This is a genomic window from Klebsiella sp. C360, assembly GCF_048822415.1.
GTDB lineage: Bacteria > Pseudomonadota > Gammaproteobacteria > Enterobacterales > Enterobacteriaceae > Klebsiella > Klebsiella quasipneumoniae.
Window position 1 is genome coordinate 82,989 of record NZ_JBMEZZ010000007.1, and the last position, 26,141, is coordinate 109,129.

A 26,141-nucleotide genomic window follows, 5' to 3' on the forward strand; every position below is an offset into this window, starting at 1 on the left:
CTTTTTTTACTTTCCTTCAACATGACATAAAAGCGCCCCCCTGACACTATCCATAGCAAAATTAATTGCTTAACCGCGCCTGGCCGCTTGCAGTGAAATGAGATGCAGATCACAAAATGATTGTCTTTTCGCCAGCAAACGTTTTAAGATCAGCGTCACATCTTCCCCTGAATCACCAGTCCAGAGCTTATGACTACGAATACGGTCTCACGCAAGGTAGCGTGGCTACGTGTCGTGACGTTGGCCATCGCCGCGTTTATTTTTAACACCACAGAATTTGCCCCGGTCGGTCTGCTGTCGGATATTGCCGACAGCTTCGGCATGGAAACCGCCCAGGTGGGCATGATGCTGACCATCTACGCATGGGTGGTGGCGTTAATGTCGCTGCCGTTTATGCTGCTGACCAGCAAAGTGGAGCGTCGGCGGTTGCTCATCGGCCTGTTTATTCTGTTTATCGCCAGCCATGTGCTGTCGTTCTTTGCATGGAATTTTGACGTGCTGGTCATCAGCCGCATCGGCATCGCCTTCGCCCATGCGGTGTTCTGGTCGATAACGTCGGCGCTGGCCATCCGCATGGCGCCTCCGGGCAAACGGGCGCAGGCGCTGAGCCTGATCGCCACCGGTACCGCGCTGGCGATGGTGTTTGGCATTCCGATCGGCCGCATCATCGGCCAGTATTTTGGCTGGCGGATGACCTTCCTGGCGATCGGCCTCGGCGCCTTAGCCACTCTGGCCTGCCTGGTGAAACTGCTGCCGACGCTGCCGAGCGAACACTCAGGCTCGCTGAAAAGCCTGCCGGTGCTGTTCCGTCGCCCGGCGCTGGTCAGCGTGTACATTCTGACCGTGGTGGTGGTGACCGCCCATTATACCGCCTACAGCTATATCGAACCCTTCGTCCAGACGGTGGCGGGTCTGAGCGGCAATTTTGCCACCGTACTGCTGCTGATCCTCGGCGGGGCCGGGATTATCGGCAGCATTCTGTTCGGCAAGCTCGGTAACCAGCACGCTTCGGGGCTGATAAGCCTCGCCATCGGCCTGCTGCTGGCCTGTCTGCTGCTGCTTTTGCCGGCCTCGCATAACCCGCACCACCTGATGCTGCTCAGCATCTTCTGGGGGGTGGCGATCATGATTATCGGTCTCGGCATGCAGGTGAAAGTGCTGGCCTCCGCCCCGGACGCCACCGACGTCGCCATGTCGCTGTTCTCGGGCATCTTTAACATCGGCATTGGCGCCGGCGCGCTGGTGGGCAGCCAGGTGAGTCTGCACCTCTCTATGGCCTCCATCGGCTACATCGGCGCCATCCCGGCGCTGGCAGGCCTGATCTGGGCCCTGCTGATCTTCCGTCGCTGGCCGGTATCGCTGGAAGAGCACCAGCCGCACCACTCTTGATTGAGCCGCAAAAAAAAGCCCGTCGGTATCGCTCCGGCGGGCTTTTGTCTCTCTGCGCATCACCGCGGTCAGGGATGCCAGGTCGAAATGATCTCCAGCACGCCGTTAATAATGAACTGCACGCCCATGCAGACCAGCAGGAAGCCCATCAGCCGCGAAATGGCCTCAATGCCGCCTTTGCCTACCAGACGCATAATCGCCCCCGAACTGCGCAGGCAACCCCAGAGAATGATCGCCAACAGGGCAAAGATAATCGGCGGCGCCGCCAGCACCACCCACTCCGGGAAGTCCACGCCGTGCTTCACGGTTGAGGCGGAACTGATGATCATCGCGATGGTGCCCGGACCGGCGGTGCTTGGCATCGCCAGCGGCACAAAGGCGATATTGGCGGTTGGCTCATCCTGAAGCTCTTCCGATTTGATCTTCGCTTCCATCGAATCGTGGGCTTTTTGCTGGGGGAACAGCATGCGGAAACCGATAAAGGCCACAATCAACCCCCCGGCGATACGCAGCCCAGGTATTGATATGCCGAATGTATTCATCACCACCTGGCCGGCATACCACGACACCATCAGGATGGCGAAGACATACACCGAAGCCATCAACGCCTGTTTGTTCCGCTCGGCGTTGTTCATATTGCCCGCCAGGCCAAGGAACAGCGCCACGGTAGTCAGCGGATTCGCCAGCGGTAACAGCACCGCCAGGCCGAGCCCTATCGCTTTAAACAAATCAAACATAGTTAAAAAAAGCCCCGTAAATATTCATTTTTTAAGGATGGTTTCACGCCGTGAGTATACCGGCTTCAACAATTCCAACGCCAGCCTGCTGATCAATCACCTTCGCCAAAAATTAACAAGCGTTAGAAAATTCACAAACAGTGACCCGTGTCGAATTTTCTTGTTTTAGCAAATCGTGGCATCGGCCAATTCATAATGTTGACTTATGATTGCCTGGGCAATAGTATCACTCGCAACTAAATCATTGCCTGGGCAACCATCATGAAAAGTACCAGCGACCTGTTCAACGAGATGATCCCGCTGGGCCGCTTGATCCAGATGGTTAACCAGAAAAAAGATCGCCTGCTCAACGACTACCTCTCACCCATGGATATTACCGCGACCCAGTTCCGGGTGCTCTGTTCCATTCGTTGCGAGGTATGTATTACCCCCGTTGAGCTGAAAACCGTGCTTTCCGTCGACCCGGGCGCGATGACGCGTATGCTCGACCGCCTGGCGTGTAAAGGCTGGATTGAACGGTTACCCAACCCCGCTGACAAGCGCGGCGTGCTGGTGCAGTTGACGCCAGACGGCGCAGCCCTTTGCGAGCAGTGTCATCAGGTTGTGGGTCAGAAGTTACACCAGGAGTTAACAAAAAATCTGTCGGCGGACGAAGTCGCCATGCTTGAGCAACTCCTCAAGAAGGTCCTGCCGTAAAAATAAGAAGAGGTAAGATGATGTCCAGACGTAATAATGACGCCATCACTATCCATAGTATTTTGTCGTGGATCGAGGATAACCTGGAATCGCCCCTGTCGCTGGAAAAAGTGTCTGAGCGCTCAGGTTACTCCAAGTGGCACCTGCAACGTATGTTTAAGAAAGAGACCGGCCATTCCCTCGGCCAGTACATCCGCAGCCGTAAGCTGACGGAGATTGCGCAAAAGCTCAAGCAGAGCAATGAGCCAATCCTGTACCTGGCGGAACGCTACGGTTTCGAATCGCAGCAGACCCTGACGCGAACGTTTAAAAACTATTTCGATGTTCCGCCCCACAAATATCGCATAACGAATGTACCTGGCGAATCCCGCTATCTGCATCCGCTAAATAACTGTTGTTAATCGCCTGCATTATTAAAGACGTATTGAGGAAATCATGAAATTATTCGCTGCCGCAGCCATCGTCGTTCTGTCGCTGGCATCCAGCTTCAGCTATGCGGAGCAAACCACCACGCCGGTGCGGCAAAACCAGCGTGACACAATGATTCTCCCTTCGGAACATAACGACTCGCCGTTTGATTTCAATCATATGGCGGCCGGCAATGATAAATCTGACGAACTTGGCGTGCCGTACTACCAGCAGCACGACCTGTGATGCCATTACACGCATACTTGTGTATAGCCCCGTCTCCGGGGCTTTTTTTTACCCGCGCGCCATGCCCGGCCGCACCAGACGCAGACCGAAAACGTTGATATAGAGCCCGGCCATGATCAGCGCCGCCCCGGCGAGCTGCAGCCCGCTCAGCGTCTCTCCCAGCAGCAGCGCGGCGCTGGCCATCCCCACCACCGGCACCAGCAGCGACAGCGGCGCCACCCGCCAGGTTTCATACCGCCCCAGCAGCGAGCCCCAGATACCGTAGCCGACGATAGTGGCGATAAACGCCAGGTAAAGCAGCGAGAGAACCGTCAGCACATCGATCTGGCGTAGACTCGCCAGCATCAGCTGCGGGCCATCGATCAGCCACGAGGCGAGCATAAACGGCAGCACCGGGATCAATGCGCTCCACACCACCAGCGACATGATCGGCGGCCGGGTCGCCTGGGACATGATTTTTTTGTTGAAAATATTGCCGCAGGCCCAGCTGAGCGCCGCCGCCAGGGTCAGCATAAAGCCCACCAGCGGGACATGTTCCCCACCGAGGCTCCCCTCCACCAGCACCAGCACGCCGAAGATCGCCAGGGCGATCCCCGCCAGCTGCTTGCCCTGCAGGCGTTCGCCAAAGACGAAGGCGCCGAGGATGATGGTAAAGAAGGCTTGCGCCTGCAGAACCAGCGACGCCAGCCCCGCCGGCATGCCCAGGCCGATAGCGCAGAACAGAAAGGCAAACTGGCCAAAGCTAATGGTCAGGCCATAGCCCAACAGCAGGCGCAGCGGAATCGCTGGCCGGGCGACAAACAGCAGCGCCGGGAAGGCCACCAGCATAAAGCGCAGGCCCGCCAGCATCAGCGGCGGCATATTGTGCAATCCCAGCTTAATCACCACGAAGTTAAGCCCCCACACCACCACTACCAGCAGCGCCAGCAGTCCATCTTTCCTCGTCATACCCCTGCCTCTGTCGTTATTAGAATTTTTGTGAACAAAATCAAAGTAGCGAAAAAGCGGCCGCCAGGATAGATCATTATTTTTGGCAGGTTCAGAAGTGCCGATCGCGACCTGGGCGACCTGTACAAGGCGTGATGGCCGTGTTATTTGTGATCGAAGACATAAAATTATAACAACATGACAGGCAAGGAAATCATGATCACCACACTCCGGCGCTCCACCATCGCGCTGCTGGCATCGTCGTTACTGTTGACTATCGGCCGCGGGGCCACACTGCCGTTTATGACCATCTACCTCACCCGACGCTATCAGCTGGCGGTGGATGTGATCGGCTACGCCCTGTCGCTGGCCCTGGTGGTCGGCGTGCTGTTCAGCATGGGCTTTGGCATCCTCGCGGACAAGTTCGACAAAAAACGCTATATGGTGTGGTCAGTGCTGGTATTTATCCTCGGTTTCAGCGCGATACCGCTGGTCCATAACGCTACCCTGGTGGTGATCTTCTTTGCGCTGATCAACTGCGCCTATTCGGTCTTTTCCACCGTACTGAAAGCCTGGTTCGCCGACCGGCTGACGGCGGAGAAAAAAGCGCGCATCTTCTCGCTGAACTACACCATCCTCAACATCGGCTGGACCGTCGGGCCGCCTATCGGCACGCTGCTGGTGATGCACAGCATTAATCTGCCCTTCTGGCTGGCGGCGGCCTGCGCCGCCTTCCCGCTGGTGTTTATTCAGCTGTTTCTCCAGCGGGATGGGGCCGCCGCCGCCCAGCCGGGAGCTGCCGCCTGGACGCCTTCGGTGCTGCTGCGCGACCGCGCGCTGCTGTGGTTTACCTGTTCCGGGCTGCTGGCCTCCTTCGTCGGCGGCGCCTTCGCCTCCTGTATCTCGCAGTACGTGCTGGTGGTCGCCAGCAGCGACTTCGCCGAGAAAGTCGTGGCCGTGGTGCTGCCGGTTAACGCCGCGGTGGTCGTCGCCCTGCAGTACGCCGTTGGCCGGCGGCTGAGCGCGAGAAATATCCGCCCGCTGATGACCTTCGGTACCCTCTGCTTTGTGATCGGCCTCGTGGGCTTTATGTTCTCCGGCGCCAGCCTGTGGGCGTGGGGGATCTCGGCGGCGATCTTCACCCTTGGTGAGGTGATTTATGCCCCCGGCGAGTATATGCTGATTGACCATATCGCCCCGTCGGGAATGAAGGCCAGCTACTTCTCCGCTCAGTCGCTGGGATGGCTGGGGGCGGCCTTCAACCCGATGTTCACCGGGTTGATCCTCACCCATCTGCCGCACTGGTCGCTGTTTGTCATTCTTATCGCGGCTATTGTCGCCGCCTGGCTGATGATTTTCCGGGGGATCAATGCCCGTCCCTGGCAGCCGGATTCTCCGCTGGCCAGGGCCTGACGCCAGCTGACATGCGGCTGTCAGGTTGCTGTCGGGCCGTTGTCGGGTCGCTGTCGTGGTGGCTGGCGGCCCGCTTTTCCATACTCCATCACAGGTTTACATCCGCAGAACGTCATGGAGCATATGAATATGAACAGCATCAATCAGGTCAAACAATTACGGCTGCAGCGCGCCTGGTCACAGGAACAGCTGGCCGAAATGGCGGGGCTCAGCGTCCGCACGATCCAGCGCATTGAGAATGGCGAACGCCCGGGGCTGGAGACCCTCAGCGCCCTCGCCGCGGTCTTTGAGGTGACGGTGGCCGAGATCGGCGGCGAAGCCTCGCGGGAGGGCGCGCCGGGTCCGCAAGCTTCGCTGGATCTGCGTATAGAGGAAGCGAAAGCGCGGGTGCAGCAGGAGAGTCGCTTTTTTCGTTCGCTGTCGGTGGCGCTGGTGGTCTGCGTGCTGCTGGCGGTGCTCAACCGGTACACGAACCCGCAGTACTACTGGTCCGGCTGGGTCGCCCTGATCTGGGGCGCTCTGCTGGTGGTGAGAGGATTACGTCTGTTCGTCTTTGGCGAATGGATCAAAAACTGGCGCCAGGCGCGCCTGCAGCGGCTGCTGCGTAAATAGCATGGAAACCGGCGGCGCGCGCCGCCGGCCCGATCAGATAGTCACCAGGGCGCGCACGCCGTCGGTTTCCATATCTCCGCCCTTTCCCTGCTGGACGATGGCGCCGCGCGACATCACCAGGTAGTGGTCCGCCAGCCCGGCGGCAAAGTCATAGAATTGCTCCACCAGCAGAATGGCCATATCCCCGCGGCTCGCCAGCTGACGGATCACCTCGCCAATCTCTTTGATGACCGAGGGCTGGATCCCCTCGGTGGGCTCATCGAGGATCAGCAGCTGCGGACGGCTGGCCAGCGCGCGGCCGATCGCCAGCTGCTGCTGCTGACCGCCGGATAAGTCACCGCCCCGCCGCTGCTTCATGGTCTTGAGCACCGGGAAAAGCTGGTAAATCTCCTCCGGCACCTGCTGCGCCTCGCGGGCGGGAAAGCGCGACAGCCCCATCAGCAGATTTTCTTCCACCGTCAGGCGGGGAAAAATCTCGCGTCCCTGGGGGACGTAGGCCACCCCGGCCTGCACCCGCTGGTGCGGTTTACGGTGGGTGATGTTCTGATCCTGCCAGCGCACCTCGCCGCTGCGCGCCGGAATAAGCCCCATCAGACATTTCAGCAACGTGGTCTTACCGACGCCGTTGCGCCCCAGCAGGCAGGTAACCTCGCCCTGACGGGCGGTAAAATCCACCCCGCGCAAGATGTGGCTCCCGCCGTAGTACTGATGTAACTGACTCACCTGTAACATTGGCGCTCCTTAACGTCCCAGATAAACTTCAATGACCTGCTCATTGGCCTGCACCTCCCGCAGCGACCCCTCCGCCAGCACCTGGCCCTGATGCAGGACCGTCACCCGGTCGGCGATGGTCTCGACAAACCCCATGTCGTGCTCCACCACCATCAGGGAGTGCTGTCCGGCCAGCGTGCGAAACAGCTCCGCGGTATATTCGGTTTCCGCATCGGTCATGCCGGCCGCTGGCTCATCAAGCAGCAGCAGATGCGGTTCCTGCACCAGCAGCATGCCGATCTCAAGAAACTGTTTCTGGCCATGGGACAGCAGACCCGCCTGGCGATAGCGTTCGCCGTCGAGGCGCAGCAGGCGCAGCACCTCATTCAGCCGATCGTCCTGTTCGCTGCTCAGCCGGGCGCGCAGGCTGGCCCACACCGATTTATCCCCCTTCATCGCCAGGGCGAGATTTTCCGCCACCGTCAGCGCTTCGAAGACCGTCGGCTTTTGAAACTTGCGCCCGATACCCTGGCGGGCGATGGCCACCGGGTCGAGAGTGGTCAGATCCACCGACTGGTCATAGATCGCTTTGCCGCTCTGCGGCCGGGTTTTGCCGGTGATCACGTCCATCAGGGTGGTCTTGCCCGCGCCGTTGGGGCCGATCACGCAGCGCAGCTCGCCAACGCCTATCGCCAGCGACAGATCCGTCAGCGCCCGGAAACCGTCAAAGCTGACGTTAATGTTCTCCAGCTGCAGTACCGGGTCGGTTTGCGCACGGAAGCGATCTCCTGGCAGCTGGCGGGTAAACAGTCCTTCATCCGGTTGCATTAGCGGTCTCCTCGACGCAGCAGCCCCATCACCCCGCGGGGTAAAAACAGGGTCACGATAATGAAGATGAGGCCGAGAAACAGCTGCCAGTACTCCGGCATCGCCACGGTGAAAATGCTTTTCGCGCCATTGACCAGCCCGGCGCCAAGCACCGGGCCGATCAGGGTGCCGCGCCCGCCGAGCGCCACCCAGATGGCGGCCTCGATGGAGTTGGTCGGCGACATTTCGCTGGGGTTGATGATCCCCACCTGCGGGACGTATAACGCCCCCGCCAGGCCGCAGATCACCGCCGACAGCGTCCACACCAGCAGCTTGAAGCCGCGCGGGTCGTACCCGCAGAACATCAGGCGGTTCTCGGCATCCCGCACCGCGGTGAGGATGCGGCCAAACTTACTCTGCGCCAGCGCCGAGCCCAGCCACAGGGTCAGCAACAGCAGCAGGACCGTGGCCATAAACAGCGCCGCCCGGGTGCCGGTGGCGGTGACCGGAAAGCCCAGCAGCGTGGTAAATCCGGTGAAGCCGTTGTTACCGCCAAACCCGGTCTCGTTGCGAAAGAACAGCAGCATACCGGCATAGGTCAAGGCCTGGGTCATGATCGAGAAATAGACCCCTTTGATCTTCGAGCGGAAGGCGAACCAGCCGAAAACCAGCGCCAGCAGGCCGGGAACCAGCACCACCAGCGCCATCGCCCAGGCGAAATGCTGCGTGCCCCACCAGAACCAGGGCAGCTCGCTCCAGGAGAGAAAAGACATAAACGCCGGCAGACCGTCGCCCGCCGCCTGGCGCATCAGGTACATGCCCATGGCGTACCCGCCGAGGGCAAAGAAAATCCCGTGGCCAAGGGATAGCATACCCGCGTAGCCCCAGACCAGATCCAGCGCCACCGCCACGATGGCGTAGCAGAGGATTTTACCGCTCAGGGTCAGCAGCCAGCTCGGCACCGCCAGCGGATGGGAGGCCGGCAGCAGCGCCAGGAATGGCATGCTCAGCAGCCCCAGCACTAACAGGATCCCCAGCCAGCGCAGAGGCCGCGGCGCGCGCTGCGCCAGCGTTAAGGTAATGGGTTGGCTCATCAGTCAATCACCCTCCCTTTCAACGCGAACAGGCCCTGCGGGCGTTTCTGAATAAACAGAATAATCATCACCAGGATCAGGATCTTGCCCAGCACCGCGCCCATCTGAGGTTCAAGAATTTTGTTGAAAATGCCCAGCCCAAAGGCTGCCGCCACGCTGCCGGCCAGCTGGCCGACGCCGCCCAGGACCACCACCAGGAACGAGTCGATGATATAGCCCTGACCCAGCTCCGGGCCGACGTTGCCAAGCTGCGACAGCGCCACGCCGCCCAGCCCGGCAATACCGGATCCGAGACCAAAGGCCAGCATATCCACCCGCCCGGTAGGCACGCCGCAGCAGGCGGCCATCGCCCGGTTCTGCGTCACGGCGCGGACGTTCATTCCGAGGCGGGTGCGGTTCAGGATGAGCCAGGTGAAGCACAGCACCAGCAGGACGAACGCCAGCACCGCCAGCCGGTTCCACGGCAGGATCAGGTTCGGCAGGACCTGCACGCCGCCGGAGAGCCAGGCGGGGTTCGCCACCTCCACGTTCTGGGCGCCGAACAGCATCCGCACCAGCTGAATAAGCATCAGGCTGATCCCCCAGGTGGCGAGCAGCGTCTCCAGCGGCCGACCATACAGATGACGAATAATGGTGCGCTCGAGCGCCATGCCGATCCCGGCGGTGACCAGGAAGGCCACCGGCAGCGCGACCAGCGGATAAAAGGCCAGCCACTGCGGCGCAAGCTGCGCCAGGACCTGCTGTACCAGCCAGCAGCTGTAGGCGCCGATCATCAGCATCTCGCCATGGGCCATGTTAATCACCCCCAGCAGGCCGTAGGTGATCGCCAGCCCCAGCGCGGCCAGCAGCAGCACCGAGCCCAGCGACAGCCCCATAAAGGCCTGGCCCAGCAGATCGCCGAGCAGCAGACGATGTTTGATCTTTTGCAGGCTGTCGCTGGCCGCCTCGCGCACCGCCGCATCCGGCTCATGCTGGGCATCGGTAAAGGGGATCAGCAGCGCCTGGGTTTCCGGGTCCGCGGAATGGCCGAGCAGCGTCACCGCGGCCAGCCGCGCGCTGGCCTCAGGCTGAGTCAACTGCAGGCGCGCCAGCGCCACCTCCAGCAGGCCCCGCACATTATCATCGCTTTCCGCCTTCAGCCGCTGCTGCAGCAGGGCGGCCATGGCCGGGGTCGCTTCCCGCTGCAGGGTGCGCGCCGCGGACGCTCGCTCTGTGACGTTGTCACTTAAAATAAGATGGCTGGCCAGCGCGCCGGCAGCCAGATTGCGCAGGCGGTTGGTCAGACGGACCGGCCGGGTGTCGCCCTGCGGCGCGGCGGCGGCGCCCAGCGGTTCTAAGCCGCCCTGTCTGGCGCTGAAGGCATGTTTTCCGTCGTCCATCACCAGGCTTTCGCTGGTTAACGCCCGCAGCAATGGCAGGCGATCCGCCTGCGGCGCCGCCGCCCACTGGGTCAACAGCTGCGCCTGCTGGCTGCGGCTGGCGGCGACGAAATCATCCGCCTCCGCGGCCTGCGCCCGCCATGGCAGCAAGCTCAGCAGCAGCGTCAACACACTCATGAGACGCAATGCGTTCATGTCGTTCTCCTCTGGTCAGCGGCCGACGGGCGCGACGCTCCCGCCCCGTCGGCCCTGGCGCTTACTGGCTGACGGTTTTCACCGGATGGTCAGGTTTCTTATCATTACCGGGGATCCACGGACTCCACGGCTGCGCGCGGACGGGCTCATCGGTCTGCCAGACCACATTGAACTGGCCGTTGCCTTCGATTTCACCGATCATCACCGGCTTATGCAGATGGTGGTTGGTGGCATCCATCGTCAGGGTAAAACCGGACGGCGCTTTAAAGGTTTGCCCGGCCATGGCGTCGCGCACTTTGTCCACGTCGGTGGTGCCGGCTTTGGTCACCGCCTGCGCCCACATATGCAGACCCACCCAGGTCGCCTCCATCGGGTCGTTGGTCACCACCGTATCGGCATTCGGCAGCTTGTGCGCTTTGGCGTAAGCGCGATAGTCGGCGACAAAGGCTTTATTGGTCGGGTTATCGACCGACTCAAAGTAGTTCCATGCCGCGAGGTTGCCGACCAGCGGTTTGGTATCGATGCCGCGCAGCTCCTCTTCCCCCACCGAGAAGGCCACCACCGGCACGTCGGTCGCTTTCAGACCCTGGTTAGCCAGCTCTTTGTAGAAAGGCACGTTGGAATCGCCGTTGATGGTGGAGACCACCGCCGTTTTACCGCCGGCGGAGAATTTTTTGATATTGGCGACGATGGTCTGGTAATCGCTATAGCCGAACGGGGTGTAGACTTCTTCGATATCTTTGTCCTGGATCCCTTTGGCATGCAGGAAGGCGCGAAGGATCTTGTTGGTGGTGCGCGGATAGACGTAGTCGGTTCCCAGCAGGAAGAAGCGTTTGGCGCCGCCGCCGTCCTCGCTCAGCAGGTATTCCACCGCTGGGATGGCCTGCTGGTTAGGCGCCGCGCCGGTATAGAAGACGTTGGGGGACATCTCTTCCCCTTCGTACTGTACCGGGTAGAACAGCAGGCCGTTCAGCTCCTCAAACACCGGTAGCACCGATTTACGCGAGACCGAGGTCCAGCAGCCGAACACCACCGCCACCTTGTCCTGGGCCAGCAGCTGGCGCGCCTTCTCGGCGAACAGCGGCCAGTTGGAGGCCGGGTCGACCACTACCGGCTCCAGCTTCTTGCCCAGCACCCCGCCTTTGGCGTTGATGTCGTCGATGGCCATCAGGGCGACGTCCTTCAGCGGCGTTTCGGAAATCGCCATCGTCCCGGAGAGCGAATGCATAATCCCGACTTTAATGGTGTCGGCGGCATAGGCCTGGAATGAGAGACCCATAGCCATTACAGAGGCGGAGAGTGCAAAAGCTTTTAATAACGTTCTTCGTTGCATGATTCACTCCTGAGTAGCGCAAAAATAAAGAATTAACAGCTAACCAGAGGTGATAAGGCAAAAACGGTGCCAGGTTGTGAGAACAGCGGGATGCGGCGCAGGCGGAGGGCGGAGACGAAGGAGATGGCAGCGTTGCCTCATCACGGTGCAACGCTGCGCTAAGAAAGGCATTACCAGACGTCGGCGGCGATGGCGGTCACCAGACGAACTTTTTGCCACTGCTGGTCTTCGCTGAGGGCGTTACCCTCTTCCGTGGAGGCGAAACCGCACTGCGGACTCAGGCAGATCTGCTCAAGCGGAACATACTGCGCCGCCTCGGCGAGACGCGCTTTGACCCCCTCCGGGTTCTCCAGCTCGCCGTTCTTGGTGGTGATCAACCCGAGGACCACCTGCTGATGGCCGGGACGAATAAAGCGCAGCGGCGCGAAATCCCCGGAGCGGTCGTTGTCATATTCGAGGAAGAAGGCATCGACATTGACGCCGCCAAACAGCACCTCGGCCACCGGCTCATAACCGCCCTCCGAGATCCAGGTTGAGCGGAAATTACCCCGGCAGACGTGGAGGCCCACCGTCAGATCGGCCGGTTTGCCCTCCAGCGCCTGGTTCAGCACCCGGGCATAAATGCGCGCCAGCGCATCCGGATCGTCGCCGCGCTCGCGCACCTGCTGACGCTGGGCATCGGAGCACAGATAGGCCCAGACGGTATCGTCCAGCTGCAGATAGCGACAGCCGGCGTCATAAAAGGCGCGGATCGCGTCGCGCCAGGTGGTGGCCAGGTCGTCGAAGTAGTCGCTGAGATCCGGGTAAACGGTGGCATCAATATCTTTCCGACCGCCGCGGAAGTGCAGCACGCTCGGGCTGGGAATGGTCATCTTCGGCTGCGCGTCGCCGCTGATGCTTTTCAGATAGCGGAAATCCTCCAGCATCGGGTGGTCGCCGAACGCCAGCTTGCCGGTAACGCGCACGCCGTGGGCTTTGGTCTGCACGCCGTTGAACTGGATCCCCTGCTCGGCATCGTAACGCTCAACGCCCTGCAGGCCGTCGAAGAAATCGAAATGCCACCATGCGCGACGAAACTCGCCGTCGGTGACCACGTGCAGGCCGCAGTCGCACTGCTGCTGGACCAGATGACGGATAGCGTTATTCTCAATTTCGCGCAGCTGACCGGCGTCGATAAGCCCCTCCGCCAGCTGCTGACGCGCCTGTTTGATACTGTCCGGACGCAAAAAACTGCCGACGATGTCTGCGCGGAACGGGGCCTGTTGACGTTGCATGCTGTCTCCTTAGCGGTGCGCGCGTTAGTTGCCCACCGTGATAGTTCATTATTTGAATTCTTAGACTTCTGGATGGCTATATGTCCAGATACTGGCATGCAGGTCGACGGGCCGCAAACGAGAATATTTCATGGTACATGAAATATATTCACTTACCGGCGACAAACGCATAACCTTCATCTTCCCAGCCGGTGATCCCGCCGAGCATCATTTTCACCGGCCGCCCCAGTTCGGCCAGCTTCAGCGCGGCAACGTCGGCACCGTTGCAATGCGGCCCGGCGCAATAGACCACAAACAGGGTCTCCGCCGGCCAGGCCGCCATTCTCTCGGCGCTGATCTGGCTGTGCGGGAGATGCAGCGCGCCGGGCAGGTGACGCCTGGCGAAGGCCTCCTCGCTGCCGACCACGTGCAGCAGGACAAAGTCGACCTCGCCGGCACGCTGGGCGCTGTGCACATCGGCGCAGTCGGTCTCGAGATGCAGCTTATGGCGGAACCAGCGGATAGCCTCGGCGGAGGTGGCGGGGGTAAATTGGCTTACTACACTCATGGCGTCTTCTCCTTGTCTGTGATAACACTACTTTACTGACGCCCATCACCCTTATCTGCCGGCAACCATGACAGAAAACGCTAACATCCTGACAACCCCTTCGGTGACACCGTCACCTCACCGCGTGGTGGCCCTCGCCTACGATGGCCTGTGCACGTTTGAGTTTGGCGTGGCCGTGGAGATCTTCGGCCTGCCGCGCCCGGAAATGGGCGAGCGCTGGTACCAGTTCGCCGTCGCCGCCGTCGATGAAGGGCCTCTGAGAGCCACCGGCGGGGTCCGCCTGATGACCGACGGCGGCCCTGAGCTTCTCGCCCAGGCGCAGACCATCGTGGTCCCGGGCTGGCGCGGCATCGACGCCCCGGTGCCCGAAGCGCTGTGCGCCGCCCTGGCCGCCGCTCACGCCCGCGGATGCCGAATAATCTCCATCTGTTCCGGAGTGTTCGTTCTCGCCGCCGCCGGGCTGCTCAATGGCCGCCAGGCGACAACCCACTGGCGCTACACCGCGGCGCTGCAGTCCCGTTTTCCGCAGATCCAGGTGGTGGAGGATGTCCTTTACGTGGGCGATGATTTGCTGATGACGTCCGCCGGCAGCGCGGCGGGGATCGACCTCTGTCTGCATCTGGTGCGCGAGGATTTCGGCAGCGAGGCAGCGAATGTGGTCGCTCGCCGCCTGGTGGTCTCTCCCCATCGCGACGGCGGTCAGGCGCAGCAGGTCCTGCGTCCGGTGGCCCGCAGCCGGGAGAGTCTGCGCCTTGGCCAGCTGTTTGATTATCTGCACCAGCATCTCGCCGCCAGCCACACCGTCGCCTCCCTCGCGCAGCGCGCCGGCATGGGGACGCGCACCTTTTTGCGCCGCTTTGAAGAGGCCACTGGTAAAACCCCCGCCCGCTGGCTGCTGGAGGAGCGTCTGCTGCGCGCCCGTCAGCACCTGACGGAGAGCACGATGGGCATCGACCAGATCGCTGAGCGCTGCGGATTTGCCAGCGCTGGCACCCTGCGCCACCATTTTCGCCTGCGCTTCGCGCTAAGCCCGCTGCAGTACCGTAAACAGTTTGCTACTTCTCCGATTGCAAAATCCTCGCAGCCACGGACAATAGACAGCCACAGTAAACCGGTCGCCAGGATGGTGGATGATGAAGAAAGAGTGTCGGGTAGTGATCTATAAAGAGGGCCTGCTGGGCAGCCTGTTTTTTGGCGAAGCCAAAGCCGACCCTGACAAAATGAGCCAGTTTCTCAGCAGCTATACCCGCGAGGGCTGGGAGGTAAAAACCATGTCGGTGGAGCGCCGCCGTACCGCCCTGTTCTGGTCGCGGGAAGCGTATCTGTTTGTGCTTGAAAGGCCCCTGTAACGGAGCCTGCGCCTGGTTTACACGCTTAAGCCAGGCGTTGCCCGGCATCCGCGCTCAGGGCTGGCGAATATAGCCCTGCTCGTGCATTTTGCGCATGCCCTCCTCGCCAGCGCAGACCATCCCGGTGGTCAGCATGGCAAAACCAAAACGCTGATAGAACGCGATTTTATCGGCCACCGCATAGATAAAAATTTTGCCAAAGGGCAGCAGCTGCTCCCGGACCGCCTGCATCAGCTGTTGTCCGTAACCCTGCCCCTGTCGGTCGGGGACGATCGCCACATCCGATAAGTAGCTGCTCCAGGTGCAGTCGCTGATGGCGCGCGCCACGGCAATCAGCTGACCGTTCTCATAGCCGAACCAGCAGAAGGTGCTCTGGCGAAACGCCTGCTCCAGTTGCTGAACATCACGTTCATTCAGCCCGGCCTCGGCGACGATGGTCCGCACCCGCCGCCAGTCTACCCGCACAATCGCCTCTTTGCCCTCAATCACCATCATGACCTTGTCTCCCGCCGTGTTCGGCATCTATCCCGGAAGAAAGATGTAGCATGCCGCCGCCGGGGATGCCAGGCGAAAAAACCAACGAAAGAACGCGGAAAACGGGGGTGAGGCAAAAAAAAACCGCCATGTGACTGGCGGTAAATCAATGCTTGCATGGATAGATTGTATTTTGCATTTTTCGCAGGCAGAGGATACTGACCTCTCTACGTTTGATCCCGAGGTTAGCATGGTCAACCTCAATAAATCCTCAACGGCCTGCGGCTAAAGCCTCTCCACCAACGCTTTCAGCTGCGCCAGGGTCTGCTGCCGGTCCTCCGCGGCGGCGAGCGGCCACGCCGATTGGCGCACGATGAGCCGGGTCGGCAGCAGCTCGCGGATCCGCATCTGCGGGGCCGCCATCAGAGCAATCAGCCGCTCCACGGCTCGTTTGCCCAGCAGATCAAAGTCCTGCGCCACCGTGGTGAGCGGCGGCTGAAAGTAGAGACTGTCAGCGGTGTCGTCATAGCCGGTCACCGACACCGCCTGGCTGCCGCTGCGATTGAGCTGGGCCAGCGCGCTGAGTACCCCGAGCGCCATCTGATCGTTGGCCACCACAATGGCGCTGATCCGCGGCTGGAGGTGCAGCAGTTCGAAGGTTTTCTGCCAGCCGCTGGCGGCGCTCCAGTCACCGAACACCGTGGTTGAACGGGCAATGTTCAGGCTGTGCAGCGCCTCGCGCCAGCTGGCGAGACGCAGACGGGCGGAAACCGAACTTTCCGGCCCCGCCAGCAGGCCGAATTCGCGATGCCCGAGCTCCCACAGATGGCGCACGCAGGCTCCGCAGCCGTCGCGATGGTCGAAGCGCACGCAGCAGACATCGGCCTCCGGGGAGACGTCAAGAAACAGGCAGGCCATATCCGGGTTCTCTTTAACCAGCCGCTCGGCGGTGGCGCTCTCCAGCGGCAGGCTGACGATCACCCCGCGAATATGCTGGGCGCGCAGTTCGTCCAGCCGGGCCTGCAGCGCGGCGAAGTCGGCCTGCGCTGGCATCGCTATCGCCACCTCCAGCTGGTGCAGGCTGGCATGGCTCTTTACCGCGGCGGCGATCTGCGAGGGGGCATGCAGGGTCAGCGAGGCGGTAATCAGCCCGATGGAGGGCGCCGCTTTGCCGGCGAGCAGCTGCGCCGAGCGGTTAGGCACGTAGTGCAGCGTCTGCATCGCGCGGATCACCTGCTCGCGGGTGCGGGCTGACACCACTTCCGGACGGTTCAGGACCCGGGAGACCGTCTGTTGGGAGACGCCCGCCGCGCGGGCGACATCCTCCAGGGTTGCGGTACGACGCGGCATAGTTTCTCCTCATCGACAAAATGTCGTGCGCTAACATTTTATGTTTAACGCACGACAAAAAACAGCGTATTGCCCCCGCTTTCGTGATCGTCTGTTAATTTCATTTCCGCCGTCGTTGCTGGAAAAAACAAATTACCCGATAACGTTCTTCATCCTGTTTAGCGATCGACATTTTCTGACTTACCGGGGATTACTATGCCAATAAGCGATACCAGTCGCCGCCACGCGCCTGACTTCCACGCCGTCCTCGCCCGCGAAGACTGGCAGAACCAGACCATTACCCATCTCAACCGCCTGCCGGCCCATCCCGCGTTCGCCAGCTGGCGCGATGAGCTTGCCGCCCGCGATAATCATCCTTCGCCCCATCGTCGTCAGCTGGACGGCGAGTGGCAATTTGCTTACGCCCGCAGCCCGTTTGCCGTCGATGCGCAGTGGCTGACGCAGGACCTGCCGGGCAGCCGCGGCACGCCGGTGCCCTCCAACTGGCAGATGGAGGGCTATGACGCGCCGATCTACACTAACGTCCGCTACCCCATCGACACCACCCCGCCGCGGGTGCCGGAGGATAACCCAACCGGCTGTTACTCCCTGCACGTTGCGATCGATGACGCCTGGCGCGCGGATGGGCAGACGCAGATTATATTCGACGGCGTTAACTCGGCCTTTCATCTCTGGTGCAACGGCGCCTGGGTCGGTTACTCCCAGGACAGCCGCCTGCCGGCGGCGTTCGATCTCAGCCCCTTTCTGCGTCCGGGCGACAACCGCCTGTGCGTGATGGTCATGCGCTGGAGCGTCGGCAGCTGGCTGGAAGACCAGGATATGTGGCGGATGAGCGGTATTTTCCGCTCGGTGTGGCTGCTGAATAAGCCGCACCAGCGGCTGAGCGACGTCCAGCTGACGCCGACCCTTGACGCCCTCTGCCGCGACGGCGCTCTGCAGGTCCAGGCGACCGTCGAGGCGACAGAAGCGGCGCTTGCCGGGCTCAGCGTCGGGGTTAGCCTGTGGCGCGGCGAGCAGCCTGTCGTTGCCCACCGTCAGCCGTTAGGCACCCCGACGGTGGATGAGCGCGGCCGCTACGCCGAACGGGTCGATTTCTCCCTGGCGGTGGCGGCGCCGGCGCACTGGAGCGCGGAAACCCCGGATTGCTACCGGGCGGTGGTCACCCTGTGGCGCGGCGAGGCATTGCTGGAGGCAGAGGCGTGGGATATCGGTTTTCGCCGCATCGAGATCGCCGACGGCCTGCTGCGCCTTAACGGCAAACCGCTGCTGATCCGCGGCGTTAACCGCCATGAACACCACCCTTTACGCGGTCAGGTGGTCAGCGAGGCGGATATGGTGCAGGACATTCTGTTGATGAAGCAGAACAACTTTAACGCCGTCCGCTGCTCGCACTACCCCAACGCCCCGCGCTGGTATGAGCTGTGCAACCGCTACGGTCTGTACGTGGTCGATGAAGCCAATATTGAAACCCACGGCATGGTGCCGATGAATCGGCTGTCCGACGATCCGGCGTGGCTGCCAGCCTTCAGCGCCCGCGTCACCCGGATGGTACAGAGCAACCGCAACCATCCGTGCATTATCATCTGGTCGCTGGGCAACGAATCCGGCGGCGGCGGCAACCACGAAGCGCTGTACCACTGGCTGAAGCGTAACGACCCGACCCGTCCGGTGCAGTACGAGGGCGGCGGCGCGGATACCACCGCCACCGATATTATCTGTCCGATGTACGCCCGCGTCGAACGCGACCAGCCGATCCCGGCGGTACCGAAGTGGGGGATCAAAAAATGGATCAGCCTGCCCGGCGAGCAGCGGCCGCTGATCCTCTGCGAGTACGCCCACGCGATGGGCAACAGCCTCGGCAACTTCGCCGATTACTGGCAGGCCTTCCGCGAGTATCCGCGGCTGCAGGGCGGGTTTATCTGGGACTGGGCCGACCAGGCGATCCGCAAAATCTTTGACGACGGCAGCGTCGGCTGGGCCTACGGCGGCGACTTTGGCGATAAGCCGAACGATCGCCAGTTCTGTATGAACGGCCTGGTGTTCCCCGATCGCACGCCGCATCCGTCGCTGGTCGAGGCGAAGCACGCCCAGCAGTATTTCCAGTTCGCCCTGCTGTCGACTTCGCCGCTGCGGGTGCGCATCGCCAGCGAATACCTGTTCCGCCAGACCGATAACGAAGCGCTGCGCTGGCAGGTGCAGGCGGCCGGTGAAACCTTGTACCACGGCAACCTGACGCTGGCGCTCCCGCCTGAGGGCAGCGACGAGATAACGCTGCTCGACAGTCTGATCCTGCCGCCAGGCGCCCGCGCCGTGTGGCTGACGCTGGAGGTGGTCCAGCCCCAGGCGACAGCCTGGTCCCCGGCGGATCATCGCGTCGCCTGGCAGCAATATCCCCTGCCGGCGCCGCTGGCGCTGCCTGCGCCCACGGTGCCAGCCGGCGCCCCGGATCTTATCGTCAGCGATGAGGCCTGGCAGATCCGCGCCGGCACGCAGTGCTGGACCGTCGATCGCCGGACCGGTTTGCTGAGTGGCTGGTCGGTTGGCGGTCAGGAGCAGCTGCTGACCCCCCTGCGGGATCAGTTTATCCGTGCGCCGCTCGACAACGACATCGGGGTCAGCGAAGTGGAGCGCATCGACCCCAACGCCTGGGTGGAGCGCTGGAAAAGCGCCGGCCTGTTCGACCTTGAGGCGCGCTGCGTGCAGTGCGACGCCCAGCGTCTGGCGAATGAGACCCTTGTCGACAGCCGCTGGCACTACCTGCGCGGCGACGAGGTGGTGATTATCAGCCACTGGCGTCTGCGCTTTACCGCGGACGGAACGGTACGGCTGGCGGTGGACGGCGAGCGCGCGGAAACGCTGCCGCCGCTGCCGCGGGTCGGGCTGCACTTCCAGGTGGCGGATCAGCAGGCGCCGGTGAGCTGGCTGGGGCTGGGGCCGCATGAGAACTACCCCGACCGGCGGAGCAGCGCCTGCTTCGCCCGCTGGGAGCAGCCGCTGGCGGCGATGACCACCCCCTACATCTTCCCGACGGAAAACGGCCTGCGCTGTGATACTCAGGCGCTGGACTGGGGACGCTGGCACGTCAGCGGTCATTTCCACTTCTCCGTTCAGCCGTGGAGCACCCGTCAGCTGATGGAGACCGACCACTGGCACAAGATGGAGGCCGAAGACGGCGTGTGGATCACCCTTGACGGCCTGCATATGGGGGTGGGAGGCGATGACTCCTGGACCCCAAGCGTGCTGCCGCAGTGGCTCCTGACCCAAACGCGCTGGCAGTACGAGGTATCATTGCGTTGCCTTTAATCCGTGGGGGCGGCAGCCCCCACCCTACAAACAGAATAACAAGGGATCATGGTGATGAAATTCTCTGAACTGGCGCCGCGAGAACGGCATAATTTTGTCTATTTCCTGCTGTTCTTTTTCTTTTACTATTTCATTATGTCGGCCTATTTCCCGTTTTTCCCGGTGTGGCTGGCGGACGTTAACCATTTAACCAAAACGGAAACCGGGATCGTCTTCTCCTCCATCTCGTTGTTCGCGATTATTTTTCAGCCGGTATTTGGTTTAATGTCGGATAAGCTCGGCCTGCGCAAACATCTGCTGTGGACTATTACGGTGCTGTTAATTCTGTTCGCGCCGTTCTTTATTTTCGTTTTCTCCCCGCTGCTGCAGATGAATATTATCGCCGGTTCGCTGGTGGGCGGGATCTACCTGGGGATTGTTTTCTCCAGCGGCTCCGGGGCGGTGGAAGCCTATATCGAGCGCGTCAGCCGGGCAAACCGCTTTGAATATGGCAAAGTGCGGGTCGCTGGCTGCGTCGGCTGGGCGCTGTGCGCCTCGATAACCGGCGTGCTGTTCGGCATCGACCCCAATATTACCTTCTGGATCGCCTCCGGCTTTGCGCTGGTGCTGGGTCTTCTGCTCTGGCTGTCGCGTCCGGAAAGCAGCAACAGCGCCCAGGTTATCGAGGCGCTCGGGGCCAATCGCCAGGCCTTTTCGCTGCGTACGGCGGCAGAGCTGCTGCGTATGCCGCGCTTCTGGGGCTTTATCGTCTATGTGGTGGGGGTCGCCAGCGTTTACGACGTGTTTGACCAGCAATTTGCTAACTTTTTCAAAAGCTTCTTCGCCAGTCCGCAGCGCGGTACCGAAGTGTTTGGCTTCGTCACCACCGGTGGCGAGCTGCTCAATGCCGTGATCATGTTCTGCGCCCCGGCCATCGTTAACCGTATCGGGGCCAAAAACGCCCTGCTGACCGCGGGGATGATCATGTCGGTGCGTATTCTCGGGTCGTCTTTTGCCTCATCGGCGGTGGAGGTGGTGATCCTCAAGATGCTGCATATGTTTGAGATCCCCTTCCTGCTGGTCGGGACCTTTAAATATATCTCCTCCGCCTTTAACCCGCGGCTCTCAGCCACCCTGTTTCTGATCGGCTTTAACCTGTCGAAACAGCTGTCCGGGGTGGTACTTTCCGCCTGGGTGGGCCGGATGTACGACACCGTCGGCTTCCATCAGGCCTATCTGATCCTCGGCTGCATCACCCTGAGCTTTACCCTGCTCTCGTTCATCACCTTGCGCGGCGGCAAAAGCCTGCTGCCGACAGCGGAGACGCAGACCCCCGCCTGACCGGGCGCGCCCGTCAGGGATGACGGGGTTCACTCCACAATGCGCGTCTCTCCGCCGCTATTCTCCAGCGCATAGCGCTGGCAGGCAGCCCCGGCGGCGATAAGATCCGCCAGCTCTGCCGAGTGGCTGGTCAGCCAGATCTGGCTGTAGCGGGAGGCCTCGACGATCAGCCTGGCCAACGCCGGGAGCATGTCGCGATGCAGGCTGTTCTCCGGTTCATTGATCGCCAGAAAGGCCGGCGGGCGCGGGCTGAGCAGCGCGACGGCGAGGCAGAGAAAACGCAGCGTGCCGTCGGACATCTCCGCCGCCAGCAGCGGGCGGCGGATCCCCTCCCGGCGCATTTTCAGCGCGAAACGCGAGTGCTCGTTTTCACAGTAAAACTGGCAGCCGGGAAAGGCGTCGGCGAGGATCTCGTGCAAAATCTCCTCCGCGCCGATCTCGACAATGGTCTGAAAGGCGGCCGCCAGATTATGGCCGTCGCTGTCGAGCACCGGCGAACGGTAGCCGACGGCCGGCTGGCGCAGCGGTGAGTGGCGGCCGATAGCGAATTCATGGTAAAACCGCCAGCGGCGCAGGGTCTCGCGCACCCGCGAGACCTCAGGAAAACGGTGCGGCTCGCCAAGCTGACCGAACACCGACTCGTTTTCATAAATACTCTCGGTGAAGGTGCTTTTCTCCCCGGCGACATCGACGAGGAACGCCGCCTGATTCTTACGCTGCAGTACGCGGGAGGAAGGCCGACGGGAATAGCCCGCCAGCCAGATGTTCTCTTCTTTGACGATGGGATCGAGCATGAACTGCGTCGGATAGGGCAATTTTTCCGGGAAACCAACCTGCAGTTCATAATCAAAGCTCTCCGTCCGACAGGCGATTTGCAGCCGGCGGGGATGGCGATCGAGGGGAGAACGATCTCCGGACCACATCATATTTTCAAGGCCCCCCTCTTCGCTGATAAATCCCGACAGCCTGCCGTCGGCAGCCGCGGTCAACAGATGGATAGCGTTGTAAATATTGGATTTGCCGCAGCCGTTAGGGCCGAAGACAATGTTCAGCGGCCCCAGCTCCAGCGCGATATCCCTGACTGAGCGAAAGTTTTGAATACGGATGTACTGAATCATGATGCGTCCTGGCCCGGAGAGAGAAGGCTGCCACAGTAGCAAAGCCGCGGCAAGGATACTATCGCCCCCTCTCTCCGACCGGGTTTAACAGAACATTTTTTTCATTCCGCGGGTCAGCGCCACCCGCGTCAGCTTGTCGCTATCCTGATGGGCGTCACTGAAAACGCCAAAGAAATAGCGTTCATCGTCAATGGTTTGACTCACGATACGATAGCTGAGCGGCTGGCCGGACGGCGCACCGTATTGCGCAGGGGTCACTGAGACCTCGGTCGCATCGTCGGCGACGCTGACCAGCAGTCCATCCGCCTTACCGCCCACCAGCATGACCTTAATTATCGGGTGCACCAGTTCCTCCCGGGATGGCATAGATCATTGGCAAACCGCGCAGCGCGGCGGGCGTATCATCAGCAAACAGCGGCGCCAGCCAGAGTGCGGTCTTAAGTACTTTCTTATAGTTCATTGCGGCCTTGAGTCAAAAAATAGCGTGCCTGGGCTGAGCTAAATATTGATTATTCGAAATAAAAGATGACAAATGATGAAGGAAAAAAGAGGAATTGTGAATCAGCAAAACGCCAGGTTATTCTATTTTATCACTCCTCTCCTCGCCTTTAATGGCCCTGATTCAAGGAAGTATTGCGGTTATGCGTTGTGTTCGCCTGTGCCTTATCTCCCTGATTGCCGCCCTGCCACTGCCGGTATTCGCCAGCCCTCAGCCGCTCGAACAAATTACACGCAGCGAAAGTCAGCTGGCGGGCCGCGTGGGCTATGTTGAAATGGATCTGGCCAGCGGCCGCACGCTGGCCGCCTGGCGCGCCAGTGAGCGCTTTCCGCTGATGAGCACCTTTAAAGTGCTGCTCTGCGGCGCGGTGCTGGCCCGGGTGGATGCCGGAGACGAACGGCTGGATCGGCGGATCCGCTACCGCCAGCAGGATCTGGTGGACTACTCCCCGGTCAGCGAAAAACACCTTGCCGACGGGATGACCGTTGGCGAACTTTGCGCCGCCGCCATCACCATGAGCGACAACAGCGCCGGCAATCTGCTGTTGAAGAGCGTTGGCGGCCCCGCGGGATTGACCGCTTTTCTGCGCCAGATCGGTGACAACGTCACCCGCCTTGACCGCTGGGAAACGGAGCTCAATGAAGCGCTTCCCGGCGACGTGCGCGACACCACCACCCCAGCCAGCATGGCCGCCACCCTGCGCAAGCTGCTAACCAGCCACGCGCTGAGCGCCCGTTCGCAGCAGCAGCTGCTGCAGTGGATGGTGGACGACCAGGTAGCCGGTCCGCTGATCCGCGCCGTGCTGCCGGCGGGCTGGTTTATCGCCGATAAAACCGGGGCCGGCGAGCGGGGCTCACGCGGCATTGTCGCCCTGCTCGGCCCGAACGGCAAAGCGGAGCGCATCGTGGTGATCTATCTGCGGGATACGCCGGCGACCATGGCCGAGCGTAACCAGCAGATCGCCAGAATAGGCGCGGCGCTGATCGAGCACTGGCAGCGCTAGCCCGGCGAAGGCCGCGCGCCTTACCCGGCGCGCAGCACCTCGCAAGCGTGCCGGGCGATATGTGTGGCGGCAGCATCGGAGAGATGCCGGTCGGTAATGATGGTGGTAAAGCGGGTCAAGGGTAACGCCATAAACGTGGCCACCTGATTGTATTTCGAACTGTCGCACAGCAGGATACTTCTGGCGCTGACCTGGCTGACGGTCTCCTTGACGGTGACCTTGTTCTCATCAGGGGTGAAAATCCCGCGGCTGTCCCAGCCGCTGGCGGAGATAAAGGCCGTATCGATAGCCAGGTGGCGCAAGGTCCGCGCCGCCGACTCGCCGACGCAGGAGCGGTTCTCCCGGCACAGGGTGCCGCCGGTGTGGATCACGCCGCACTGGCTGGCATCGATCAGCAGTTGGGTTATCTCAAAATCGTTGGTGACCACCTGCAGGTCGTCCCGGTCGAGGATCGCCCGCGCCAGCGCCAGGGTGGTGGTGCCGGCATCGAGATAGATGCAGCTGTTTTTGGCGATGTGACTGGCCGCCAGCGCGCCGATGGCCTGTTTCTCTTCACTCTGTAGAGTGCTTTTCACCAGATGACTGGGCTCTGCGGCCAGCCGGCTGACGGCGCGCACGCCGCCCGAGACGCTGACCAGCAGCCCCTGTTCTTCCAGCTTACTGACGTCGCGACGGATAGTCATATGGGACACGCCGAGGATCTCCGTCAGCTCATTAATGCTCACCGCCCCGCGCTGCTCCACCAGGGCTAAAATACGCTGATGACGTTCTATTGGAATCACCGCTCTCCCCTTACCATTTTTTCACACCAGAGCTTACCACTCACGCCGGGAACCTGAAGATCCCCTGTGCTGTTATCGCTGCTTGACCGCTGTTTTTACGCTATTTTAGGGCAAGAATCGCCGTCGCGCAGCCACTTTCCGTCTGTGAATTTTTTATATTCATGTGGGTTATTCGTGATAACTCTCACATAATTTCACATGACAACGCTTTATTCTATCATTAAATCACATTAATTAACGAATATTCACAAGGAGACCGGCATGACTGCACACACTAACGTCTGCGTGATTGGACTGGGTTCGATGGGCATGGGCGCCGCCCGCGCCTGCCTGCAGGCGGGCCTGAACACCTGGGGGGTGGACATCAATCCCGACAACTGCCGCGCGCTGCTGGAGGCGGGCGCCAAAGGCGCAGGCCCCAGCGCGGTGCCTTTCGCCGCTGAGCTGGATGCGGTCGTGCTGCTGGTGGTCAATGCCGCCCAGGTTCGGGGGATCCTGTTCGGCGAGAGCGGCCTCGCCGGCCATCTGAAGCCGGGTACCGCGGTGATGGTGTCGTCAACCATCGCCTCCGCCGATGCCCAGGCGATTGCCGCGGCGCTGGCGGAATACCAGCTATTGATGCTCGACGCGCCGGTATCGGGCGGCGCGGTGAAAGCGGCCGCCGGCGACATGACGGTGATGGCCTCCGGGAGCGATGCCGTCTTCGCCCGCCTCGCGCCAGTGCTGGACGCGGTGGCCGGCAAAGTCTATCGCATCGGGAGCGACATTGGCCTCGGTTCGACGGTAAAAATCATCCATCAGCTGCTGGCCGGGGTGCATATCGCCGTCGCCGCCGAAGCGATGGCCCTCGCCGCCCGCGCCGGCATCCCGCTGGAGACGATGTACGACGTGGTGACCCACGCGGCGGGTAATTCGTGGATGTTTGAGAATCGTATGCAGCACGTCCTGGATGGCGATTACTCGCCAAAATCCGCCGTCGATATTTTTGTCAAAGATCTCGGCCTGGTGAATGACACCGCCCGGGCGCTGACCTTCCCGCTGCCGCTCGCCACCACCGCGCTGAATATGTTCACCTCCGCCAGCAACGCCGGATTCGGCCGGGAAGATGACAGCGCGGTGATCAAGATCTTCAACGGCATTACCCTGCCGGGCCATAAACAGTGAGGAGAGACAAG

Annotated in this window: 27 protein-coding genes; 12 read left to right on the plus strand and 15 right to left on the minus strand. The window is 61.4% G+C overall.

Annotated elements, in window-relative coordinates; all coding sequences use genetic code 11:
• Positions 1-189: 189 nt before the first annotated feature.
• The gene (locus tag ACOI7D_RS18860) at positions 190-1,389 is read left to right on the plus strand and encodes a sugar transporter (protein WP_032452773.1); all 1,200 of its coding nucleotides are present in this window, start codon (positions 190-192) and stop codon (positions 1,387-1,389) included.
• Positions 1,390-1,457: 68 nt separating this feature from the next.
• On the opposite strand, the gene ACOI7D_RS18865 is transcribed toward ACOI7D_RS18860, so the two are convergent.
• Positions 1,458-2,126 (minus strand): MarC family NAAT transporter, encoded by a 669-nt coding sequence (locus ACOI7D_RS18865; protein WP_004205969.1) that lies wholly within the window; start codon positions 2,124-2,126, stop codon positions 1,458-1,460.
• 261 nt (positions 2,127-2,387) lie between these two features.
• On the opposite strand from ACOI7D_RS18865, the gene marR reads away from it, so the two are divergent.
• The 3 genes from marR to marB are packed head-to-tail and all read left to right on the plus strand — an operon-like array spanning position 2,388 to position 3,476.
• Positions 2,388-2,822 (plus strand): multiple antibiotic resistance transcriptional regulator MarR, encoded by a 435-nt coding sequence (marR, locus tag ACOI7D_RS18870; protein ID WP_004143563.1) that lies wholly within the window; start codon positions 2,388-2,390, stop codon positions 2,820-2,822.
• 20 nt (positions 2,823-2,842) lie between these two features.
• Positions 2,843-3,223, plus strand: coding sequence for an MDR efflux pump AcrAB transcriptional activator MarA (gene marA / locus ACOI7D_RS18875; RefSeq protein ID WP_004205971.1), 381 nt, complete (start codon positions 2,843-2,845; stop codon positions 3,221-3,223).
• 34 nt (positions 3,224-3,257) lie between these two features.
• Positions 3,258-3,476 carry a multiple antibiotic resistance protein MarB gene (gene marB, locus ACOI7D_RS18880; RefSeq protein WP_044522908.1) on the plus strand — a complete coding sequence of 73 codons (219 nt, stop codon included), beginning with the start codon at positions 3,258-3,260 and terminating at the stop codon, positions 3,474-3,476.
• Positions 3,477-3,524: 48 nt separating this feature from the next.
• On the opposite strand, the gene eamA is transcribed toward marB, so the two are convergent.
• The gene (gene eamA / locus ACOI7D_RS18885; protein ID WP_023289620.1) at positions 3,525-4,424 is read right to left on the minus strand and encodes an O-acetylserine/cysteine exporter; all 900 of its coding nucleotides are present in this window, start codon (positions 4,422-4,424) and stop codon (positions 3,525-3,527) included.
• Positions 4,425-4,619: 195 nt separating this feature from the next.
• Here eamA and ydeE point away from each other — a divergent pair, with 195 nt between their 5' ends.
• The gene (gene ydeE, locus ACOI7D_RS18890; protein ID WP_109547371.1) at positions 4,620-5,816 is read left to right on the plus strand and encodes an efflux MFS transporter YdeE; all 1,197 of its coding nucleotides are present in this window, start codon (positions 4,620-4,622) and stop codon (positions 5,814-5,816) included.
• Positions 5,817-5,945: 129 nt separating this feature from the next.
• On the plus strand, positions 5,946-6,428 hold the full coding sequence (locus ACOI7D_RS18895; RefSeq protein WP_023289618.1) for a helix-turn-helix domain-containing protein: 483 nt from the start codon (positions 5,946-5,948) through the stop codon (positions 6,426-6,428).
• Positions 6,429-6,461: 33 nt separating this feature from the next.
• On the opposite strand, the gene urtE is transcribed toward ACOI7D_RS18895, so the two are convergent.
• The 7 genes from urtE to ACOI7D_RS18930 form a co-directional block, all read right to left on the minus strand.
• Positions 6,462-7,160, minus strand: a complete 699-nt coding sequence (urtE, locus tag ACOI7D_RS18900) for an urea ABC transporter ATP-binding subunit UrtE (protein ID WP_023289617.1) — start codon at positions 7,158-7,160, stop codon at positions 6,462-6,464.
• A gap of 9 nt (positions 7,161-7,169) precedes the next feature.
• Positions 7,170-7,967: an urea ABC transporter ATP-binding protein UrtD gene (gene urtD, locus ACOI7D_RS18905; RefSeq protein ID WP_023289616.1), complete on the minus strand. Its 798-nt coding sequence runs from the start codon at positions 7,965-7,967 to the stop codon at positions 7,170-7,172.
• Entirely contained in the window at positions 7,967-9,040 is a 1,074-nt protein-coding gene (urtC, locus tag ACOI7D_RS18910) for an urea ABC transporter permease subunit UrtC (protein WP_109547372.1), read from the minus strand. The genes urtD and urtC overlap by 1 nt, the downstream gene beginning before the upstream one ends.
• A complete protein-coding gene (urtB, locus tag ACOI7D_RS18915; RefSeq protein WP_109547373.1) occupies positions 9,040-10,614 on the minus strand; it encodes an urea ABC transporter permease subunit UrtB in 1,575 nt (524 codons plus the stop codon). Before urtB ends, urtC begins: the two co-directional genes overlap by 1 nt.
• Positions 10,615-10,675: 61 nt before the next feature.
• A complete protein-coding gene (gene urtA / locus ACOI7D_RS18920) occupies positions 10,676-11,947 on the minus strand; it encodes an urea ABC transporter substrate-binding protein (RefSeq protein ID WP_004205981.1) in 1,272 nt (423 codons plus the stop codon).
• 170 nt (positions 11,948-12,117) lie between these two features.
• Positions 12,118-13,221: a cobalamin-independent methionine synthase II family protein gene (locus ACOI7D_RS18925; protein WP_109547374.1), complete on the minus strand. Its 1,104-nt coding sequence runs from the start codon at positions 13,219-13,221 to the stop codon at positions 12,118-12,120.
• Between the two features lie 148 nt (positions 13,222-13,369).
• The gene (locus tag ACOI7D_RS18930) at positions 13,370-13,768 is read right to left on the minus strand and encodes a rhodanese-like domain-containing protein (protein ID WP_023289613.1); all 399 of its coding nucleotides are present in this window, start codon (positions 13,766-13,768) and stop codon (positions 13,370-13,372) included.
• Positions 13,769-13,835: 67 nt separating this feature from the next.
• Here ACOI7D_RS18930 and ftrA point away from each other — a divergent pair, with 67 nt between their 5' ends.
• Both ftrA and ACOI7D_RS18940 read left to right on the plus strand, forming a co-directional pair.
• On the plus strand, positions 13,836-14,933 hold the full coding sequence (ftrA, locus tag ACOI7D_RS18935; protein ID WP_109547375.1) for a transcriptional regulator FtrA: 1,098 nt from the start codon (positions 13,836-13,838) through the stop codon (positions 14,931-14,933).
• Complete coding sequence (locus ACOI7D_RS18940; RefSeq protein ID WP_004205985.1) at positions 14,902-15,117, plus strand: DUF4177 domain-containing protein; 216 nt, start codon at positions 14,902-14,904, stop codon at positions 15,115-15,117. Before ftrA ends, ACOI7D_RS18940 begins: the two co-directional genes overlap by 32 nt.
• 54 nt (positions 15,118-15,171) lie before the next feature.
• Here the strand turns inward: ACOI7D_RS18940 and ACOI7D_RS18945 are convergent, their stop codons facing one another.
• Both ACOI7D_RS18945 and ACOI7D_RS18950 read right to left on the minus strand, forming a co-directional pair.
• Entirely contained in the window at positions 15,172-15,612 is a 441-nt protein-coding gene (locus tag ACOI7D_RS18945; protein WP_072413162.1) for a GNAT family N-acetyltransferase, read from the minus strand.
• Positions 15,613-15,876: 264 nt separating this feature from the next.
• Complete coding sequence (locus tag ACOI7D_RS18950) at positions 15,877-16,941, minus strand: LacI family DNA-binding transcriptional regulator (protein ID WP_044522878.1); 1,065 nt, start codon at positions 16,939-16,941, stop codon at positions 15,877-15,879.
• A gap of 195 nt (positions 16,942-17,136) precedes the next feature.
• Between ACOI7D_RS18950 and ACOI7D_RS18955 the strand changes: the two genes are divergently transcribed.
• Positions 17,137-20,244 (plus strand): beta-galactosidase, encoded by a 3,108-nt coding sequence (locus tag ACOI7D_RS18955; RefSeq protein ID WP_109547376.1) that lies wholly within the window; start codon positions 17,137-17,139, stop codon positions 20,242-20,244.
• Between the two features lie 54 nt (positions 20,245-20,298).
• Positions 20,299-21,564 carry an MFS transporter gene (locus ACOI7D_RS18960; RefSeq protein WP_048334863.1) on the plus strand — a complete coding sequence of 422 codons (1,266 nt, stop codon included), beginning with the start codon at positions 20,299-20,301 and terminating at the stop codon, positions 21,562-21,564.
• A gap of 29 nt (positions 21,565-21,593) precedes the next feature.
• On the opposite strand, the gene ACOI7D_RS18965 is transcribed toward ACOI7D_RS18960, so the two are convergent.
• The 3 genes from ACOI7D_RS18965 to ACOI7D_RS18975 form a co-directional block, all read right to left on the minus strand.
• Positions 21,594-22,682: an AAA family ATPase gene (locus ACOI7D_RS18965; RefSeq protein WP_023289607.1), complete on the minus strand. Its 1,089-nt coding sequence runs from the start codon at positions 22,680-22,682 to the stop codon at positions 21,594-21,596.
• 84 nt (positions 22,683-22,766) lie between these two features.
• Positions 22,767-23,027, minus strand: a complete 261-nt coding sequence (locus tag ACOI7D_RS18970; RefSeq protein ID WP_004205993.1) for a hypothetical protein — start codon at positions 23,025-23,027, stop codon at positions 22,767-22,769.
• Positions 23,011-23,142 (minus strand): hypothetical protein, encoded by a 132-nt coding sequence (locus tag ACOI7D_RS18975; RefSeq protein ID WP_023289606.1) that lies wholly within the window; start codon positions 23,140-23,142, stop codon positions 23,011-23,013. The genes ACOI7D_RS18970 and ACOI7D_RS18975 overlap by 17 nt, the downstream gene beginning before the upstream one ends.
• A gap of 181 nt (positions 23,143-23,323) precedes the next feature.
• Between ACOI7D_RS18975 and blaOKP the strand changes: the two genes are divergently transcribed.
• Entirely contained in the window at positions 23,324-24,184 is an 861-nt protein-coding gene (gene blaOKP / locus ACOI7D_RS18980; RefSeq protein WP_050534370.1) for an OKP family broad-spectrum class A beta-lactamase, read from the plus strand.
• A gap of 20 nt (positions 24,185-24,204) precedes the next feature.
• Here the strand turns inward: blaOKP and ACOI7D_RS18985 are convergent, their stop codons facing one another.
• The gene (locus ACOI7D_RS18985; RefSeq protein ID WP_023289604.1) at positions 24,205-24,966 is read right to left on the minus strand and encodes a DeoR/GlpR family DNA-binding transcription regulator; all 762 of its coding nucleotides are present in this window, start codon (positions 24,964-24,966) and stop codon (positions 24,205-24,207) included.
• 261 nt (positions 24,967-25,227) lie between these two features.
• Between ACOI7D_RS18985 and ltnD the strand changes: the two genes are divergently transcribed.
• Positions 25,228-26,130, plus strand: coding sequence for an L-threonate dehydrogenase (ltnD, locus tag ACOI7D_RS18990; protein ID WP_032452756.1), 903 nt, complete (start codon positions 25,228-25,230; stop codon positions 26,128-26,130).
• The last annotated feature ends 11 nt before the right edge of the window (positions 26,131-26,141 follow it).